The 17,114-nt window shown below is 38.2% G+C and carries 16 protein-coding genes; 9 read left to right on the top strand and 7 right to left on the bottom strand.

Annotated features, from left to right (window positions below; all coding sequences use genetic code 11):
• Position 1: 1 nt before the first annotated feature.
• Both fabD and ACFIKR_RS03305 read right to left on the bottom strand, forming a co-directional pair.
• Entirely contained in the window at positions 2 to 946 is a 945-nt protein-coding gene (gene fabD / locus ACFIKR_RS03310; RefSeq protein WP_375658823.1) for an ACP S-malonyltransferase, read from the bottom strand.
• 77 nt (positions 947 to 1,023) lie between these two features.
• Complete coding sequence (locus ACFIKR_RS03305; protein ID WP_375658822.1) at positions 1,024 to 1,611, bottom strand: undecaprenyl-diphosphatase; 588 nt, start codon at positions 1,609 to 1,611, stop codon at positions 1,024 to 1,026.
• 333 nt (positions 1,612 to 1,944) lie between these two features.
• Between ACFIKR_RS03305 and rpsF the strand changes: the two genes are divergently transcribed.
• The 9 genes from rpsF (at position 1,945) to ACFIKR_RS03260 (ending at position 10,850) form a co-directional block, all read left to right on the top strand.
• Positions 1,945 to 2,352 carry a 30S ribosomal protein S6 gene (rpsF, locus tag ACFIKR_RS03300; RefSeq protein ID WP_375658821.1) on the top strand — a complete coding sequence of 136 codons (408 nt, stop codon included), beginning with the start codon at positions 1,945 to 1,947 and terminating at the stop codon, positions 2,350 to 2,352.
• On the top strand, positions 2,352 to 2,600 hold the full coding sequence (rpsR, locus tag ACFIKR_RS03295) for a 30S ribosomal protein S18 (protein ID WP_012754957.1): 249 nt from the start codon (positions 2,352 to 2,354) through the stop codon (positions 2,598 to 2,600). Before rpsF ends, rpsR begins: the two co-directional genes overlap by 1 nt.
• A gap of 149 nt (positions 2,601 to 2,749) precedes the next feature.
• Positions 2,750 to 3,709, top strand: coding sequence for a hypothetical protein (locus ACFIKR_RS03290; RefSeq protein WP_375658820.1), 960 nt, complete (start codon positions 2,750 to 2,752; stop codon positions 3,707 to 3,709).
• Between the two features lie 46 nt (positions 3,710 to 3,755).
• Positions 3,756 to 4,352, top strand: coding sequence for a 50S ribosomal protein L9 (gene rplI / locus ACFIKR_RS03285; RefSeq protein WP_375658819.1), 597 nt, complete (start codon positions 3,756 to 3,758; stop codon positions 4,350 to 4,352).
• A gap of 594 nt (positions 4,353 to 4,946) precedes the next feature.
• Positions 4,947 to 6,437, top strand: coding sequence for a replicative DNA helicase (locus ACFIKR_RS03280; RefSeq protein WP_375619412.1), 1,491 nt, complete (start codon positions 4,947 to 4,949; stop codon positions 6,435 to 6,437).
• Positions 6,438 to 6,443: 6 nt separating this feature from the next.
• Positions 6,444 to 7,820 carry a DNA repair protein RadA gene (gene radA / locus ACFIKR_RS03275; RefSeq protein ID WP_375658818.1) on the top strand — a complete coding sequence of 459 codons (1,377 nt, stop codon included), beginning with the start codon at positions 6,444 to 6,446 and terminating at the stop codon, positions 7,818 to 7,820.
• 127 nt (positions 7,821 to 7,947) lie between these two features.
• On the top strand, positions 7,948 to 8,514 hold the full coding sequence (locus tag ACFIKR_RS03270; protein WP_375658817.1) for a CvpA family protein: 567 nt from the start codon (positions 7,948 to 7,950) through the stop codon (positions 8,512 to 8,514).
• Positions 8,515 to 8,604: 90 nt separating this feature from the next.
• A complete protein-coding gene (purF, locus tag ACFIKR_RS03265) occupies positions 8,605 to 10,098 on the top strand; it encodes an amidophosphoribosyltransferase (RefSeq protein WP_375628701.1) in 1,494 nt (497 codons plus the stop codon).
• A 2-nt stretch (positions 10,099 to 10,100) separates the two neighbouring features.
• Complete coding sequence (locus tag ACFIKR_RS03260) at positions 10,101 to 10,850, top strand: SDR family NAD(P)-dependent oxidoreductase (protein ID WP_375658871.1); 750 nt, start codon at positions 10,101 to 10,103, stop codon at positions 10,848 to 10,850.
• Positions 10,851 to 10,920: 70 nt separating this feature from the next.
• Here ACFIKR_RS03260 and pssA read toward each other — a convergent pair whose 3' ends face one another.
• From pssA to cysS, 5 genes are all read right to left on the bottom strand, one after another.
• A complete protein-coding gene (gene pssA, locus ACFIKR_RS03255) occupies positions 10,921 to 11,760 on the bottom strand; it encodes a CDP-diacylglycerol--serine O-phosphatidyltransferase (RefSeq protein ID WP_375636563.1) in 840 nt (279 codons plus the stop codon).
• An 8-nt stretch (positions 11,761 to 11,768) separates the two neighbouring features.
• Positions 11,769 to 12,467 (bottom strand): phosphatidylserine decarboxylase, encoded by a 699-nt coding sequence (locus ACFIKR_RS03250; RefSeq protein ID WP_375658816.1) that lies wholly within the window; start codon positions 12,465 to 12,467, stop codon positions 11,769 to 11,771.
• Between the two features lie 117 nt (positions 12,468 to 12,584).
• On the bottom strand, positions 12,585 to 14,468 hold the full coding sequence (locus ACFIKR_RS03245; RefSeq protein ID WP_375658815.1) for an ABCB family ABC transporter ATP-binding protein/permease: 1,884 nt from the start codon (positions 14,466 to 14,468) through the stop codon (positions 12,585 to 12,587).
• Positions 14,469 to 14,584: 116 nt separating this feature from the next.
• Positions 14,585 to 15,256, bottom strand: a complete 672-nt coding sequence (locus ACFIKR_RS03240) for a DUF421 domain-containing protein (protein ID WP_375658814.1) — start codon at positions 15,254 to 15,256, stop codon at positions 14,585 to 14,587.
• A 45-nt stretch (positions 15,257 to 15,301) separates the two neighbouring features.
• On the bottom strand, positions 15,302 to 16,810 hold the full coding sequence (cysS, locus tag ACFIKR_RS03235) for a cysteine--tRNA ligase (RefSeq protein WP_375658813.1): 1,509 nt from the start codon (positions 16,808 to 16,810) through the stop codon (positions 15,302 to 15,304).
• Positions 16,811 to 17,114: the final 304 nt, after the last annotated feature.

The raw sequence follows: 17,114 nt of genomic DNA, 5'->3' as shown, positions 1-17,114 counted from the left end.
ATTAAACGCCAAGCATGCCTAGCGCTGATTCTATTTCATCAACTGTTCCAATTGTTACCCCCTTTATATCTTTGTTAATACGACGCGTTAAACCTGTTAATACTTTTCCAGAACCAACTTCAAAAAGCGTATCAACCCCATTAGCAGCGATCCATTCTATTGTTTCACGCCATCGCACTCTCCCAGTCACTTGTTCAACAAGAAGAGTAGTAATACGCTCTGGATTGCTCTCAGGTGCAACAGAAACATTGGCAATCAAAGGAACAATAGGGGGCATTTTGTTAACAGTCAAAAGTGCTTTCTTCATGGCATCAGCAGCAGGTTGCATTAAAGATGAATGAAACGGTGCAGAAACTGGAAGAAGAAGTGCACGTTTTGCACCTTTTGTTGATGCAATCTCTACCGCTGTCTCAACTGCTTTTGCTTTACCTGAAATAACAATTTGCCCACCACCATTATCATTAGCAATCTGACATAGTCCTTCTTCAGAAACAGTTTCGCAAATTTCTTCCACAGTGTGCTCTTCCAAACCAATCAGTGCTGCCATAGAACCTTCACCAACCGCGACAGCAGCCTGCATAGCATTGCCACGAATACGCAAAAGTCTTGCCGTATCTGTGAGAGTAAATGTACCGGCAGCACAAAGGGCCGAATATTCGCCTAAAGAATGACCAGCAACAAACTTTACCTTTTCTTCTATACAAAGCCCTAATTGTTGCATCACACGAATGACAGCCATGGATACAGCCATTAATGCCGGTTGTGCATTTGCTGTTAACGTTAAAACATCTGCTGGTCCTTCAAAAATGATCTTTGATAATTTCTCACCCAAAGCATCATCAACTTCCTCGAAAACCATTCGTGCGGCAATAAATTGCTCTGTAAGCGCCTTCCCCATACCAACAAGTTGACTTCCCTGCCCTGGAAAAATAAAAGCTGCACCCATTTATCAACTCCTAAAATTGTACAATTAAATTATTCTCTTTTGACCTTATTCATCCGCACAAATCAAGATAAAGCCCTTCATTTAAAACGAATACCACTCTTAAAATTATATTTTAAAGGCGGAATTTGATATAAAAACTTAGGAAAGTAGGGAGCTATAAACTGAATAACACAAAAACTTATGAGACTTCCTAAAATTGTACCTGCTAAAATATCAAAGGGATAATGTACACCCACAAAGATGCGCGCCCAACAGATCAAGCACAAAAACACCGTGGCAAATTTAAAAGCAACTTTGTATCGGTAAAAATAAAAGTTAGCTGCATAAGATGCAATGGTCAAGGCATGATTACTAGGAAAAGAAGCTGTTGCACGATGTTTAATAAGCGGTGTTGTCAACCCTACCACGAATGGGCGAGGATGAAAATAAAAAAGAGAAATGAGATAACCTATGAAAAGAGCTGCACAAATACTCATGCAAATGCTTAGCACGACACATCGTTCCCTCTCCCCACCACAAAACCACAATGTACAAAGATGGAGAGGAATAATGTAAATTAAAAACTTTGCACAAAAAATACTAAACAAAACTACAATCGACCAAGCTTGATGATTGCCGACAAATATTTCAAAGAGTGTAACATCAATCTGGTTTAAAAAGTCCATTTTTCTCTCCTTTATGTTACAGTACTATCTTTTTGTAGATAGAGGGAAATATATCAAGATTTAGCAAATCAATTTTTTTATGTGCATAAACTTGCTATTTTAAAAGATAACCTGTAGATATGAAATATTCGTTGCCGGCACTTTAGCTGGAGGTTGAACGGAGGGCTGTAAAATATCAGTAGGAAATACAATGTTTCCGGCCTCCCGTGTCTCCGCTCTCGGATGTCTCGAATCGTAAACGCGTCCTTTCTTCTTTGGATTTCCAAAAAAGACAAGTCGCAGAGGCTTTGCGCTAAAACCGGTAAGATTTAATTGAAGAAAGGCAAAACAACAATGGCTCTTTATGAACATATGTTCCTTGCCCGACAAGACATTACACCGCAGCAAGTTGATGAACTTTTGAGTCTCTACAAAGGTGTCATTGAAGCACATGGTGGGAAAGTTGGGCGTACAGAAAATTGGGGACTTCGTCCTCTTGCTTACCGCATTCGTAAAAACCGTAAGGCTTATTATACCTTGGTCAATATTGATGCACCAGCTTCGGCAATTGCTGAAGTGGAGCGTCAGATGCGCATCAATGAGGATATTTTGCGTTATATGACCATTCGCGTAGAAAAACACGAAAAAGAAAAATCTGCTATGCTCTCACACCTTGATCGCAATAGTCACATTGGACACGATGAAGAGCGTCCTCGTTTTCCACGTCGTCAACGTGAAAATGCTATAGAAGGGGTAGAATGATGACTGATACCAATCAAAACTCTGCACGTCGCCCCTTTCATCGTCGTCGTAAAACATGTCCTTTTTCAGGGACCAATGCTCCCAAAATTGATTATAAAGACATCAAGTTGTTACAACGTTACATTTCCGAACGTGGGAAAATTGTTCCTTCACGGATTACTGCTGTTAGTCAGAAAAAACAGCGTGAATTAGCTAATGCTATCAAACGTGCTCGCTTTTTAGGCTTACTTCCGTACGTTATAAAGTAAACGCTCAATACGCTATGCAACTGGAGAGTTTCTCCAGTTGCTTTTCTTATATGATTAAAAAATAGCTTGTTGCATCCTATGTTAAGCTATTACATGTCAAAGTTGGGGTATTGACAAGCCCCTAACTGCAGAAAGCAGGACAGCAATAAATGAAAAAAAATCGTACCTATGAGATATTAACCGGTATTTTAGCAGGATTATTTGCTGTTGTAATAGGAATGGCAATCATCAGTATTGCAAATATCGCGCCCTTTTTTTCTCTTTTTCTTGGCTGCTTTCTTTCATTGCCAATTTTTATTGTTGCGTTCGGTCAAGGAACATTAGCCAGTCTCATCGCCCTCATAAATGCCACTGTTGTTCTTATCATAACCACTAATACCTATATTGCTCTTGGCTTGATGTTCTTATTTTTCCTTCCTGCTGTCTATGCTTCTTGGCTTCTTGGACTTGCACGACCAGCGCAAAAAGAAAACGAACTGATATGGTATCCATTATCATCGGTTATTTTTCATTTAACTAATTTTATCGCTCTTATAGCAACTTTCATTGGGCTCTATGTTCAAACCCGTCCTTCCACGCCCGTCATTGCAAAAAAAATCACCGAAAACATAGCACAAACTCTGCAACAATCACAGTCAATAAAAGAAGACAATATACGCGCTTTTAGTGAGCTTTTAATGACGCATACAGCAACTTTTACTGCTGTTTCTTTGACTCTTTATAGTTTGGTTTTTCTCATTGGTAACCTTTACTTTTCCATGATAGCAGCCCAACACATGAAATGGCTGAAAAGACCCCGTGATGATTGGAGCCAAACCCTCCGCCTTCCAATTTCTGGAATTGTTATTTTCATTATTGTTTGCATAGCATCGATGGTTGAGTTGAGCGCTTCTCTTAACTTGAGTACCTGTGTCTTTAGTACTGCATACACTGTCATCATATTAATTAGCGGTCTAGCATATCTTCACAATATTACAAAAGGGGTAAACGGTCGGATTATTATACTTTCTCTTGTTTATATTGCTATTTTAACAGTTGTTTTTGCTCCACCTATTGTTTTCATGATACTTTTAATGGGAATTTGGGCTGCTATTCAATACGATTTTTAATCACGCAAAAAACTCCACTAAATTTATTTGTTCGAAAGGAAAAACTATGGATATTATTTTACTTGAGCGCATTCCTCGTCTTGGTCAGATGGGTGATATTGTCTCAGTTAAAGATGGTTATGCGCGTAATTTTCTCTTGCCTCAAGGTAAAGCTTTACGTGCAAATGAAGCCAATAAAAAACATTTTGAGATACAACGTGCACAACTTGAAGCACGTAATCTTGAACGCAAAAGCGAAGCGCAAAAAGTTGCTGAAAAACTTGAAGGACAATCATTCATTGTTGTTCGTTCTGCTGGTGAAACAGGACAACTTTATGGTTCTGTGTCAACACGTGATATTGCTGAAATTATAACAGATGAAGGCTTTTCTATTGGGAGAAATCAAGTCGAACTTAACCATCCAATAAAAATGATTGGTCTTCACACTATCACTCTTAGCTTACATCCTGAGGTTCAAATTTCTGTGATTATTAATGTTGCGCGTTCTACCAGTGAAGCACAACGCCAAGCAGAAGGTGAAACTCTCACTTCTGCTAAAGAAATATATAATATTCAAGAAGAATTATTAGAAGGAAGTCAGGAAGAATTATTGGCAGAAGAAATTAATGACAACGATATAAACAGTTCTCATCAAGAAGCTTAATTGCTATTTTTGCTTTCTGTTTTATATTTTTTATTCCATTTTAAATATTGCTCATAAAATACTCACACTTTAAAAGTGAGTATTTTATGGCTATCATACATAAAGAACCTAATTTTTATGAACGACTTAGAAATATATTATTTAAAGGCACTGCATGCCGAGAATAATAATATCACTAAGAGGAAATGTCTTTTTTTGTCTAGCATCTAAAGCAAAAATAATTTAAAGTTCTACCCTTAAGGGTAAGGCTTGTATGAGCGGTAAGTTGATTATATCCTCACATGATCTGAAATAATTTCAGTTATAAAAAAGTAATTTTACTTACACAGATATTGGAATTTTAAGGTCATGTAACTTCAAAATACTTAAATTTAGAGTAGAAAAACTTCCACTTTAAAATCACATATTATAAAATAAAATAGATAAACGTTATATAAATAATACACAAATGATAAATGAGTAACGAAAAGAGAGTTTTGAAAAATTATATAATTTTAACTTAAAATGAAGGTTTGTAGCTCTATTCTTTTAATTATACGATTTTCAATTTATCGCCTAAAGTAGCTAGACTTGGAATTTTAGTGGAAAAATATTATGGAAGAAACTAACGTTGTTAATGTCAGCTCTTCAAAAAAAGAAGATTCTCCTTCTTTTCGGCAACTTCCGTATAATATTGAAGCTGAACAGGCATTGCTTGGTGCCATCTTTATCAACAATGATTCTCTTGACCGCGTTTCAGATTTTCTAAAACCAGAACATTTTTTTGAACCATTGCATCAAAAAATTTATCATGTTTTATCTCACCTTATTAAAACAGGAAAACGTGTAGATCCAGTTACAATCAAGCCCTATATCCAAATGGAAGAAAAAATTGGAGATATTACTGTCTACCAGTATGTTGTTCGCTTAGCCACAGAGGCAGTCACTATTATTAACGCTGAAGATTATGGACGCGTTATTTACGATCTTTTTATCCGCCGGTCTTTGATTAACCTTGGAACTCAAGTTGTCAATACAGCCTTTGATGCTCCTGTAGAGCTCACGCCTACCCAACAAATTGAAACTGTTGAAAATCAGTTATTTGAGCTAGCAGAAAAAGGGAAATATGGAGGTGGATTTGAAAATTTTAATGAGGCTATCAAAAAAGCTATCGATATGGCAAGTGCTGCGAAAAAGCGCTCTTCACAATTATCCGGGATAGCCACCCATATTAAAACACTTGATGAAAAAATGGGAGGATTACAAGCATCTGACTTAATTATCCTTGCGGGACGCCCTGGTATGGGTAAAACCTCACTGGCTACCAATATTGCCTTTAATATTGCTAATGCTTATAATCGCAATGCCAATATTCAAGAAAATGAAGGCGGCATTGTAGGTTTCTTCTCACTTGAAATGTCCTCAGAACAGCTTGCAACACGTATTATTTCTGAACAAACAGAAGTCTCTTCTTCTGATATTCGGCGTGGTAATATTTCAGATGAACAATTTTCAAAAATTATTCGTGCGGTGAACCAACTACAAAAGGCACCACTTTATATTGATCAAACTGGGGGAATATCAATTACGCAATTAGCTGCTCGTGCGCGGCGTCTCAAGCGACAACATGGCTTAGATATCTTGTTTATTGACTATATCCAACTCATGACAAGCAGTTCAAAGCGTTCATCAGAAAATCGTGTTCAAGAGATCACAGAAATTACCACAGGATTAAAAGCATTAGCGAAAGAATTGAACATTCCTATTATCGCTCTCTCTCAACTTTCACGTCAAGTAGAAAATAGAACAGATAAACGTCCACAACTTTCAGATTTACGTGAATCTGGTTCAATTGAGCAAGATGCCGACATTGTTCTGTTCGTCTATCGCGAAGAATATTATCTCAAAAATGAAGAACCAAAGTTAGGTAGCTTGGAACATACAAAATGGCAAGAAATAATGGACAAAGCTTTTGGAAAAGCTGATGTTATTATTGCAAAACAGCGCCATGGGCCGACAGGAATCGTGCCACTTGCCTTTCAATCTGATTTCACACGATTCAGTGATCTGGCCGATAGCAATTATCTTCCAGAGCAAATTGGCTAAACCACCATGGCACGCAATCGTATTCAATTTATCTGTCAAAATTGTGGAACTGTCCATTCTCGTTGGGCAGGAAAATGTAGTGCTTGTGGAGAATGGAATTCCCTTGTTGAAGAAACTATAAATAGCGGTATAGGAAGTGGTCCTAAGCAGAGTGCTCGTAAAGGACGCATCGTCACACTCACATCTCTTTCTGAAAATATCGAAGATGCTCCACGTATTCATTCTGGTATTGCTGAACTTGATCGTGTTACCGGTGGGGGCTTTGTCCGTGGATCAGCACTCCTTGTTGGAGGTGATCCGGGTATTGGTAAATCAACATTGCTGACACAAACAGCCGCTGCTTTATCACGTAAAGGATATAATGTCATCTATGTTTCAGGTGAAGAGGCTATTGCGCAAATTTGTCTGCGCGCACAAAGGCTTGAAGCTAACAATACAGAAGTGAAACTTGCTGCTGAAACCAATGTTGAAGATATTCTGGCAACCTTAAGCGAACATAAAAACCTTGATATGGTGATTATCGATTCGATTCAAACCCTATGGTCAGATACAGCAGATTCATCACCCGGCACTGTCACACAAGTACGTATCGGTGCTCAAGCAATGATCCGCTTTGCCAAGAAAACAGGAGCCGCCGTTGTTCTTGTTGGTCATGTTACAAAAGATGGGCAAATTGCTGGTCCTCGAGTTGTTGAACATATGGTTGATGGCGTTCTCTATTTTGAGGGTGAAGGAGGACATCATTATCGCATTCTTAGAACTGTAAAAAATCGCTTCGGACCAACAGATGAAATTGGTGTCTTTGAAATGTCTGATAAAGGATTACGCGAAGTGATAAATCCATCCGAATTGTTTTTAGGAGAACGTAATGAAAAAGCACCAGGTGCTGCTGTTTTTGCGGGAATGGAAGGGACACGCCCGATACTCGTAGAAATTCAAGCGCTTGTTGCTCCTTCTTCCCTTGGGACACCAAGACGTGCGGTTGTCGGATGGGATGGAAATCGCCTTTCTATGATTCTTGCCGTTTTAGAAGCCCATTGCGGCATTCGCTTTGGACAGCATGATGTCTATCTGAACGTAGCGGGTGGATATCGCATATCAGAACCCGCTGCCGATTTAGCTGTAGCCGCTGCTTTGGTATCCTCTCTTGCCAATATCGCATTGCCAACGGATTATGTATATTTTGGTGAAGTCAGTCTTTCAGGAGCTACCCGCGCTGTTTCACATTCAGCACAGCGCATCAATGAAGCAAAAAAACTCGGCTTTCAAGGAGCATTTCATCCCACAACAACAACCGAAATGATGAAGCCGCTCAATTTTCAACAAAAAACTTTCTCCGACCTTCCCGAACTCGTTGCTACTCTTACCGTAAGTAAAAAATGATCTGCACCATAGATATAATAATATAGAAAAAACTCTATAAAATACAAAAGATCCTTGCTATAAGAACAAAAAATATATTTGCACATAGACTTAGAAGAACACAACTTTATGTATAAGGAACAAACAAATGATCATAACAATCCTTGATGGAATTGTCGTAGTAATCATCCTGTTGTCCGCTTTTCTTGCTATGCTTCGAGGGTTTTCACGTGAAGTGTTATCGTTGATTTCTTGGGCAGTTGCAGCTATTACGACACTGTTTTTATTCAAGCCTGTCTTACCTTTCTTTGAACACTATCTCTCTAATAAAATGATTGCATTGATCACAACATTGGTCACGATTTTTATTATTGTTCTCATTATTACTTCAATTATTACAATGAAGATCTCTGATTTTATTATTGATAGTCGAATTGGTATCCTTGACCGTGCTATTGGTTTTATTTTTGGAGCACTTCGCGGTTTACTTATCATGGTCATCGGTATGTTGCTGATTAATGCACTGATTAAACCCGAGCTTCAAGCGAATTGGTTAAAAAATGCAAAAACAAGGCCTATTTTAGATTCACTAGGACAAAAAGTTTGGGAAATACTCCCAAAAGATATTGGATCTGTTCTCGAAAAGGCGGAAAATTTGTTTAAAGACAGCAATAAACATACGTATGAGCAACACTCTCATAAAAAGATAATTTAAAAAAATAAAGAATAGTTTTTCATGAGGAAAGAGAACTAAATGATGTAAAATGTGATATTAATGATTCCTCCGTATCACAACTGAAAGAATATGATGATAAAAAGTGATGTTTTCTGTCAAGAATTTTCGTTAGATGATGATACCCTTCATGAAGAATGTGGCGTTTTTGGTATTCTTGGGCATGAAGATGCAGCAACATTAACAGCTCTTGGACTCCACGCACTTCAGCATCGTGGGCAAGAAGCAGCTGGTATTGTTTCCTACCATAATAAAATGTTTCATCAAGAAAAGCATTTGGGTCTTGTTGGTGATCACTATACAAATCCTACAACACTTGCACGCTTACCAGGAAATCGCGCTATTGGACATACCCGTTATTCAACAACTGGAGAAGTAGCATTACGCAATGTTCAACCCCTTTTTGCTGAATTAAAAGCTGGAGGCATTGCTATTGCTCATAATGGTAATCTTACCAATGGTCTTACATTACGCCGTGAACTCATCGCTTCTGGAGCTATCTGTCAATCAACATCAGATTCAGAAGTTTTTCTTCATCTTATTGCCCGCTCACGTTATGAATCGTCCTCTGATCGTTTTGTTGATGCAATTCGGCAAGTAGAAGGTGGGTATGCTATGTTAGCGCTCACACGTACAAAGCTTATTGCTGCACGCGATCCAACAGGGATTAGACCCCTTGTGATGGGGGAACTTGATGGTAAGCCTATTTTTTGTTCTGAAACTTGTGCTCTTGATATTATTGGAGCAAAGTATGTCCGTGATGTTAAAAATGGGGAGATCATCATATGTGAAATACAAAAAAATGGGGAAATTACTAAAAAAATTATAAAACCAAAAAATGAAAAACCAGAAAAACTTTGCTTGTTTGAATATGTTTACTTTGCCCGTCCGGATTCAATCGTTGGAGGGCGTAGTGTCTATGCAACACGCAAAAATATGGGAATCCGTTTAGCACAGGAAGCCCCTTGTGAGGGTGATGTTGTGGTTCCTGTTCCTGATGGAGGAACTCCTGCTGCAATTGGCTATGCACAAGAAATTGGAATTCCCTTCGAGCTTGGTATTATTCGTAATCACTATGTTGGTCGTACTTTTATCGAACCAACACAACAAATTCGTGCTTTTGGTGTCAAGTTAAAACACTCTGCAAACCGTCCTGTGATTGAAAGAAAACGTGTTATTCTTGTCGATGACTCTATTGTACGTGGAACAACATCTCTTAAAATTGTGCGAATGCTCCGTGATGCAGGAGCAAAAGAAGTTCATATGCGCATTTCTAGCCCTATGATTTTCTATCCCGACTTTTATGGTATTGATACACCTAAAGTTGAAAGCCTTTTAGCAAATCAATATCCAGATTTAAAATCTATGTGTGATTTTATTGGAGCGGATTCATTAGAGTTTCTTTCAACGGATGGATTATATCTTGCTGTAGCAGGGGAAAAACGGAATAACGCCGATCCACAATTTACTGACCATTATTTTACTGGATATTATCCTACGCAGCTGGTTGATCAAGAAAACCTCTCCAAAACTCATCAATCATCTGTTCTTAAAACAAGAGATTAATGATGACAAAATGTGACTTTAGTCTCCATGGGCGTGTTGCACTTGTTACTGGCGCATCAAGAGGAATTGGCTATTATTTGGCACTCGAGCTTGCTGCTCGCGGCGCTCATATTATTGCTCTTGCACGAACAGTCAGTGGACTTACTGAATTAGATAATCAGATCCAAGAAAAAGGGGCTCATGCAACCCTTGTTCCCCTTGACTTGCATCATATGGAAAACATCGATACTCTTGCTATCTCAATCGCCAAACGCTGGAAAAAACTTGATATTATCGTTGCAAACGCAGGAATCCTTGGAACACTCTCACCAATAGCGCATATAGAGAACACGGTATTTGAAGATGTTTTTCAAATAAATCTTTTCAGCCAATGGCGCTTAATGAAAGCTGTTGAGCCTTTATTACGTGAATCTGATGCTGGACGAGCCATTCTGTTATCCTCAAGCGTTGCGCATGCTGCGCGCCCTTTCTGGGGAGCTTATGCAGCCTCTAAAGCGGCTTTAGAGATGATTGCCCGCTGTTGGGCAGAAGAACTCAAACAAACCCCTATTAAGATTAATTGTGTCAACCCTGGTGCCACACGCACTGCCATGCGCGCTGCAGCTATGCCCGGTGAAGATCCACAAACTCTCCCTTCACCACAAGAGGTTGCAAAAAAGATAGTACATTTGCTATCACCTGATTTAAAGGAAACTGGAAAACTCTTTAATGTTCATAAAAATCGGTTTGTAAATTATCATGTACCTGATTGATCATCATCGGAGAAGTAAATCGTTTAACTCTCTCTTTTTCCTGTGCTTCTCAACAGAAGAATGAAACACTTTATGATTCTTGGATAGATTTAGCATCAGCCTTTTTCTCTTCTAAAGTAGCACGTTTATTATAAGCGATAAAACTACAGGGGAGAAAAATCATATAGCTAACAGCTGTAATCAATAAAGTTTTCCATGTGTAAGTAGCAAGAAAACCGACATAAATAACAATGACCAACATGCACGGTATAACGATATCGCGCCTTAAATTTTGATCAATTGTTTTTGCATTCCATACTGGTAAACGACTAATCAAAAGAAAAGCAATAATTACAGTATAAAGACTAAAAAATAATGCCCACCCCCAATTGGGGACCAAACCAAGAGCGCCTAAATAGGTAGGCAATAAAAGGAGTAATGCTCCTGCTGGTGCTGGAACACCAACAAAATAACTTTTCTGCCACTTAGGTATATTGGTGTTATCCAACATCACATTAAAACGTGCTAATCGCAAACAACAAGCAACACAATAAACAAGGGCTGCAACCCAACCAATGTGATTTGCTTGATTCAAGATAAAGGAATAAACAATAAGTGCAGGGGTAACACCAAAATTTATAACATCAGCAAGAGAATCCATCTGTGCCCCAAAAGATGAACTACCATCTATTAAACGGGCAATGCGACCATCAGCACCATCTAAAACTGCGGCCAAAAGCACCATTAAAATAGCAGCTTCATAGCGATGTTCAAAAGCCAAACGAATGCTGCTCATCCCTGCACAAATTGCTAAAATAGTAATGATATTGGGAATGACATACCGCATTGATGTAGGTGAACGCCGCCGACTTGCAACATCATCATGCTGCCCCTCAGGATTGAATGAAGAAAATGGCGAAAAATTTTTCATTGTGAGTCCTAATCGTATCTGAAGTCCGTTGTGGCACTCTTATCATCAAAAGAACCCAAAACTGTTTCTCCAGCAATTGCGGTCTGTCCAACTGCAACACGCAATTTCATTTCAGTTGGTATATAAATATCAAGACGAGAACCAAAACGAATCAATCCAAATCGCTCACCAGTCATAACGGCATCGTTTTCTTTTGACCAACAAACAATCCGGCGTGCAACCATTCCCGCTATTTGTACGATACCGATTTTACCATGTTTGCTATCAATTACCACACCATTACGCTCATTAAACTGGCTAGCTTTATCAAACTCAGCATTGGTAAATCGACCTGGATGATAAACGATAGACTCTACTGTACCACTGATAGGAATACGATTAATATGGCATGAAAAAACATCCATAAAAATGGAAATACGGATCATTTCATCTTTCCCTAATCCTAATTCTTCAGGTGGAACACATGATTCCACAAATGAAATACGCCCATCTGCAGGCGACATAACCCAATTTGAATTCAAAGGGATCACACGATCTGGATCACGAAAAAAGTATATACACCACACCGTGAGAACGAGACAAAACCAAAACAACGGACTCCATATCCAACCAAGAATGAGCGAAATAACAAAAAACGCTACAATAAAAGGATAACCCTCTTTATGAACCGGTACAAAGCTATTATGGAAAGATTGCAGAATACTCATATAATTTCCTATTCATCGTAAACTCAAACAAGCAACAAATCTTTTTGTTCCTCTTGTGTCTTTTTATGTATTTAATCAATCACTCCATATAAAGATATAGATTATATTTTGCCCTATTTATTTTTTACGATTAACAACACTCGTCTCATCTTCTTCCCGTATTTTACGTAATTTTTCTTCAGCTTTCGATGCTTCAAGCTGCTTATTCCACATTGAAGCATATAAACCTTTCTTGCGTAAAAGCTCTGTATGCGCCCCATTTTCAATAATACGACCATTTTTAAGAACCAAAATTTCATCAGCATTGATGACAGTAGAAAGACGGTGAGCAATAATCAATGTCGTACGTCCACGGCTTACAATATCCAATGCTTGTTGAATTTCCTGTTCAGTCGCCGTATCAAGAGCCGATGTTGCTTCATCTAAAATAAGAAGTGGGGGGGCTTTTAAGAGTGTCCGTGCAATAGCCACACGTTGTTTTTCACCACCTGATAATTTGAGACCTCGCTCTCCTACCATAGACTGAAAACCTTCCGGTAAAATTTCAATAAATTTTGATATTTGTGCCATTTCAGCAGCTTTGCGCATCTCTTCGTCTGTAGCACTTGGACGCCCATAGCAAATATTATAGGCAATTGTATCATTAAATAACACTGTATCTTGTGGGACCATGCCAATCGCTTCACGCAAACTCTTTTGTGTTACGTCACGAATATCCTGCCCGTCAATTGTGATAGAGCCCGCATCAACATCATAAAACCGAAAAAGCAACCGAGAAATAGTCGATTTACCTGCACCCGACGGACCGACAATGGCGACTGTTTTTCCTCCAGGAACTTCAAAATCAATATCTCTGAGAATCTGACGTGTCGAATCATAGGAAAACTTTACCTGATGAAAACGAATGGTCCCATCGCTTATCTCTAACGGTTTAGCATCCGATTTATCAACGATCTCCTTCTGAACATCTAAAAGATCAAACATTGCTTCAATATCCGTTAAACCTTGTCGAATATCACGATAAATTGAACCAATAAAATTCAGTGGAATGGAAAGTTGCATTAAAAGTGCATTAATAAAAACAAAATCTCCTAAAGTTTGTGTCTTATAAAAAACTTCACAAGCTGACATCAGCATCATGATCGTCATTCCAATACCAAAGATAAGAGCCTGACCAAAATTAAGCCAGCTTAACGATGTCCAAATCTTTGTTGCGGCTTTTTCATAACCTACCATAGAAGCATCAAATCGATCGGCTTCTAGAGTTTCATTGCCAAAATATTTGACCGTTTCAAAATTTAAAAGAGAATCAACAGCGCGAGTATTCGCTTCAGTATCTGCCGTATTCATTTGTTGCCGAATACGAATGCGCCAATCACTCGCCTTAATGGTAAACAAGATATATAATCCAACAGTTACAAGAACGATGAGAAGATAATGCCACCCATAACTTATGTAAAATACAAGTGCCGTTAATATAAACTCTAGAACTGTCGGTACTGTGTTCAGAATTGAAAATCTTACGATCGCTTCAATTCCTTTTGTACCACGCTCAATCACACGAGAAAGCCCACCAGTTCGGCGTTCCAAATGAAATCGCAAGGATAACTCATGCATATGTACAAAGGTTTTATAAGCCAATTGACGAACAGCATATTGACCAACAGTGGCAAAAAGAGAATCGCGTAATTGATTTAATCCAGCCTGCATAATACGTGCGACATTATATGCCAAAACGAGCATGATGGGAATAATCCAACTGGATGAGAACCATTCAGGTAGCTGAAAGCTTGAATCAAGCACATTCGTAGAATATTTAAAGAAATACGGTACAGATATGAGAACGAGCTTAGCCAAAACAAGATAAAATATTGCCCATAGCACACGTATTTTTAGATCACGCCGCCCTACTGGCCACATATAGGGCCATAAATTGTAAAGTGTGTGCAGAGTTCTGCCTGTATCTGATGATACAGTTTTTGTCATTTCATTGCGTTTCATAAAGTCCTTACTTCTCTATCATCCACACGAAAAAGGCAAAATACCCCCCTGTGGTTGTTTATAGATTTATCTCTTCATTACGCTTCCAATAAGCTATACCTACTCGTTATTTAAAGTTAGACTGTTTTTGAAAAAGGAACAAGAAATAATCCACTATACAATTTATTATTTTGATCTGTATTTTCATACCACTCTGCTGCAAATAAATTTTCAACTTTTACATGGTTTTTTTTCAATTCTGCCTGAAGCCACTTTTTTGTTTTACCAATCTCTTTAAGTCCATCATCAATAACTTCACCATTTTCTATTAAAATCGTCGATTTTTTCCCTTCTTCCTTTTTAATGACAGTGAAATCACCATTGGTTTCCAAACGAACAAAAGCGGCTTCATGTAAGTGACACCCTTTAAGACGTAACATCGTAATGAGATCATTAACATTGATCCCTAAGTTCTTAATCTTATCTATTTGGAAAACCCCATCTAAAACTAATGTAACATTCCGCCCTGCAATAAGACGACGAAAAAAAACTGAATAGCGTGCAAAAAAATTAAAAGATGTAATCAAGGTTTGCCAGATGAGTAAAACAAGCAATAATTGAATGCTACTAATACTCTGATTATAAATAACTCCTCCAATAATACCTCCCATAACAAAATTACTGACCAAATCAACTGGTGTCATCTGACTAAGGCTCCCCCGCCCCGTCGTTCTTAAAATAAATAAGAAGGCAACAAGACCTACAGCCAGCTTAAGCGCGATATATCCATAATGATATAAAAATTCCATCAAACTTTCCTCCCTTTATTTATGTAAGCTGCTGGAATAGGAAAATTAAAATCGTTTTATTTCCCACACAGTTATGCGCTCACCACTCTGCGGATCCTTACTGTCTTTTAAAAGAACCCCATCGGCTGCAAGCTCATCACGAATTGTATCCGCTGCTTCCCACTCTTTATTATGGATAAGTCGTAGTCTTTCAGCAATACGTTGATCAATAAATTTTGAATCAAGAAAAGTTTTTTTTATAAATAATGGGCAGTCTATTTCTTTAATCCATTCTTGTCGTAACAGTCCTAATAAATTCATCCCATTAGCAAGAGCCAGCGCATTCCCTTCTTTATAAAACTTTCGCAAAAGAGTCAGTGCTTTTGGAGTATTAAGATCATCACTGAGTGCATCTATCAAAGTATCATTAATTGCTTCATTGTTTTCCATCTCACTTTTTTTGCTGTGAAGCAATTCATACCAACGATATAGTTCGCCACTCGATTGTATTAAACGCTGCGCTGTCCAATTTAATGGTTCACGATAATGCGTTTGCAACATCGAAAAACGCGCAGACAAACCAGCCCAATTTTTCTTCATTTCATCGATTAAAATACCATTAAACTCCAAAAAATTATTCTCTAAAACAGAACGAATAGTTATGAAATTGCCAAAGCTTTTCGACATCTTTTTGCCTTCAACTTGTAAAAAACCATTATGCATCCAAAAATTTGCCATTCGCTCCGTCCCAAAAGCTGAACAACTTTGTGCAATCTCGTTTTCATGATGAGGAAAAATTAAATCAAGTCCACCACCATGGATATCAAAAACATTCGCGGTCGGATCATCACAGGTTAAACCACCACCATAGGGCGCTAATAACTTTGCCATTGACATCGCAGAACATTCAATATGCCAACCTGGACGACCTAAAACAGGAATTCCGGCCGGCGATTCCCAACCTGGCTCTCCTTCCACAGAAGGCTTCCATAAAACAAAATCCATCTCTTCCCTTTTATAAGCAGCAACATCGATACGCGCCCCCGCTCTCATTTCGTCTAAAGAACGATTTGCGAATGCCCCATAATGGGGAGGATTTTTTATGCTACTTACAGAAAATAATATATGATTTTCCGCTTTATAAGCGTGCCCCTTTTCAAGCAATCTTTCAATTAAAGAGCGCATTTCCTCTAAATGCTCGGTTGCGCGCGGCTGACTGGTTGGTAATAGACAACCAAGTGCTATTGTATCTTGTTGAAACTGGCAATATGTACGTTCTGTTAATTGACGAATGGCGTCATTCAATGACAAGTTTGGATATTCAAAAGCTGCTCGTGCATTAATTTTATCATCAACATCTGTAATATTACGCGCATATAGAACATGCTCATTGCCATAAACATGACGCAATAAACGAAATAAAATATCAAAAACAATGACAGGGCGTGCATTTCCTATATGCGCATAATCATAAACTGTCGGCCCACAAACATAAAGACGTACTCTTGTCGGATCTATTGGTGTAAAATTTTCTTTTTTACGTGTCAGCGTATTATAAAATCGCAACTCTTTCATTATTGACTCCATAGACGATATTATGCACCACTCCTTTTAGATGCATCTTATCTCAAATTATCGTATTACGCGGTTTAGGCTAAAAACTTTTATCTTATAGTAAATTCTTCTTACCATTTTCCCATTGTATTCACGGCTGTATCCATCATTTATCATAAAAACAATCTATTTTATTTGATTGAACAAAAGCATTCTATCATTAGAGATGCTTTCCCTTCTTAAAGAAAACGAGCTTAGAAAAAATTCTATAGGCAACACAATATAAACCTATGTGAAAAATAGATAGCTTGCAGGAAGCAAATCT

Origin of the sequence: Bartonella sp. MR30HLJHH (genome assembly GCF_042194195.1) — a bacterium.
GTDB classification, from domain to species: domain Bacteria; phylum Pseudomonadota; class Alphaproteobacteria; order Rhizobiales; family Rhizobiaceae; genus Bartonella; species Bartonella grahamii.
The sequence above is the reverse complement of the archived record's forward strand: the minus strand, read 5'-3'. Positions and strand labels throughout refer to the sequence as shown.

What these genes read in the sequence shown, in the direction of transcription:
- fabD (WP_375658823.1), bottom strand. Translation starts at nt 946, where the DNA reads ATGGGTGCAGCTTTTATTTTTCCAGGGCAGGGAAGTCAACTTGTTGGT.
- ACFIKR_RS03305 (WP_375658822.1), bottom strand. Translation starts at nt 1,611, where the DNA reads ATGGACTTTTTAAACCAGATTGATGTTACACTCTTTGAAATATTTGTC.
- rpsF (WP_375658821.1), top strand. Translation starts at nt 1,945, where the DNA reads ATGGCTCTTTATGAACATATGTTCCTTGCCCGACAAGACATTACACCG.
- rpsR (WP_012754957.1), top strand. Translation starts at nt 2,352, where the DNA reads ATGACTGATACCAATCAAAACTCTGCACGTCGCCCCTTTCATCGTCGT.
- ACFIKR_RS03290 (WP_375658820.1), top strand. Translation starts at nt 2,750, where the DNA reads ATGAAAAAAAATCGTACCTATGAGATATTAACCGGTATTTTAGCAGGA.
- rplI (WP_375658819.1), top strand. Translation starts at nt 3,756, where the DNA reads ATGGATATTATTTTACTTGAGCGCATTCCTCGTCTTGGTCAGATGGGT.
- ACFIKR_RS03280 (WP_375619412.1), top strand. Translation starts at nt 4,947, where the DNA reads ATGGAAGAAACTAACGTTGTTAATGTCAGCTCTTCAAAAAAAGAAGAT.
- radA (WP_375658818.1), top strand. Translation starts at nt 6,444, where the DNA reads ATGGCACGCAATCGTATTCAATTTATCTGTCAAAATTGTGGAACTGTC.
- ACFIKR_RS03270 (WP_375658817.1), top strand. Translation starts at nt 7,948, where the DNA reads ATGATCATAACAATCCTTGATGGAATTGTCGTAGTAATCATCCTGTTG.
- purF (WP_375628701.1), top strand. Translation starts at nt 8,605, where the DNA reads ATGATGATAAAAAGTGATGTTTTCTGTCAAGAATTTTCGTTAGATGAT.
- ACFIKR_RS03260 (WP_375658871.1), top strand. Translation starts at nt 10,101, where the DNA reads ATGACAAAATGTGACTTTAGTCTCCATGGGCGTGTTGCACTTGTTACT.
- pssA (WP_375636563.1), bottom strand. Translation starts at nt 11,760, where the DNA reads ATGAAAAATTTTTCGCCATTTTCTTCATTCAATCCTGAGGGGCAGCAT.
- ACFIKR_RS03250 (WP_375658816.1), bottom strand. Translation starts at nt 12,467, where the DNA reads ATGAGTATTCTGCAATCTTTCCATAATAGCTTTGTACCGGTTCATAAA.
- ACFIKR_RS03245 (WP_375658815.1), bottom strand. Translation starts at nt 14,468, where the DNA reads ATGAAACGCAATGAAATGACAAAAACTGTATCATCAGATACAGGCAGA.
- ACFIKR_RS03240 (WP_375658814.1), bottom strand. Translation starts at nt 15,256, where the DNA reads ATGGAATTTTTATATCATTATGGATATATCGCGCTTAAGCTGGCTGTA.
- cysS (WP_375658813.1), bottom strand. Translation starts at nt 16,810, where the DNA reads ATGAAAGAGTTGCGATTTTATAATACGCTGACACGTAAAAAAGAAAAT.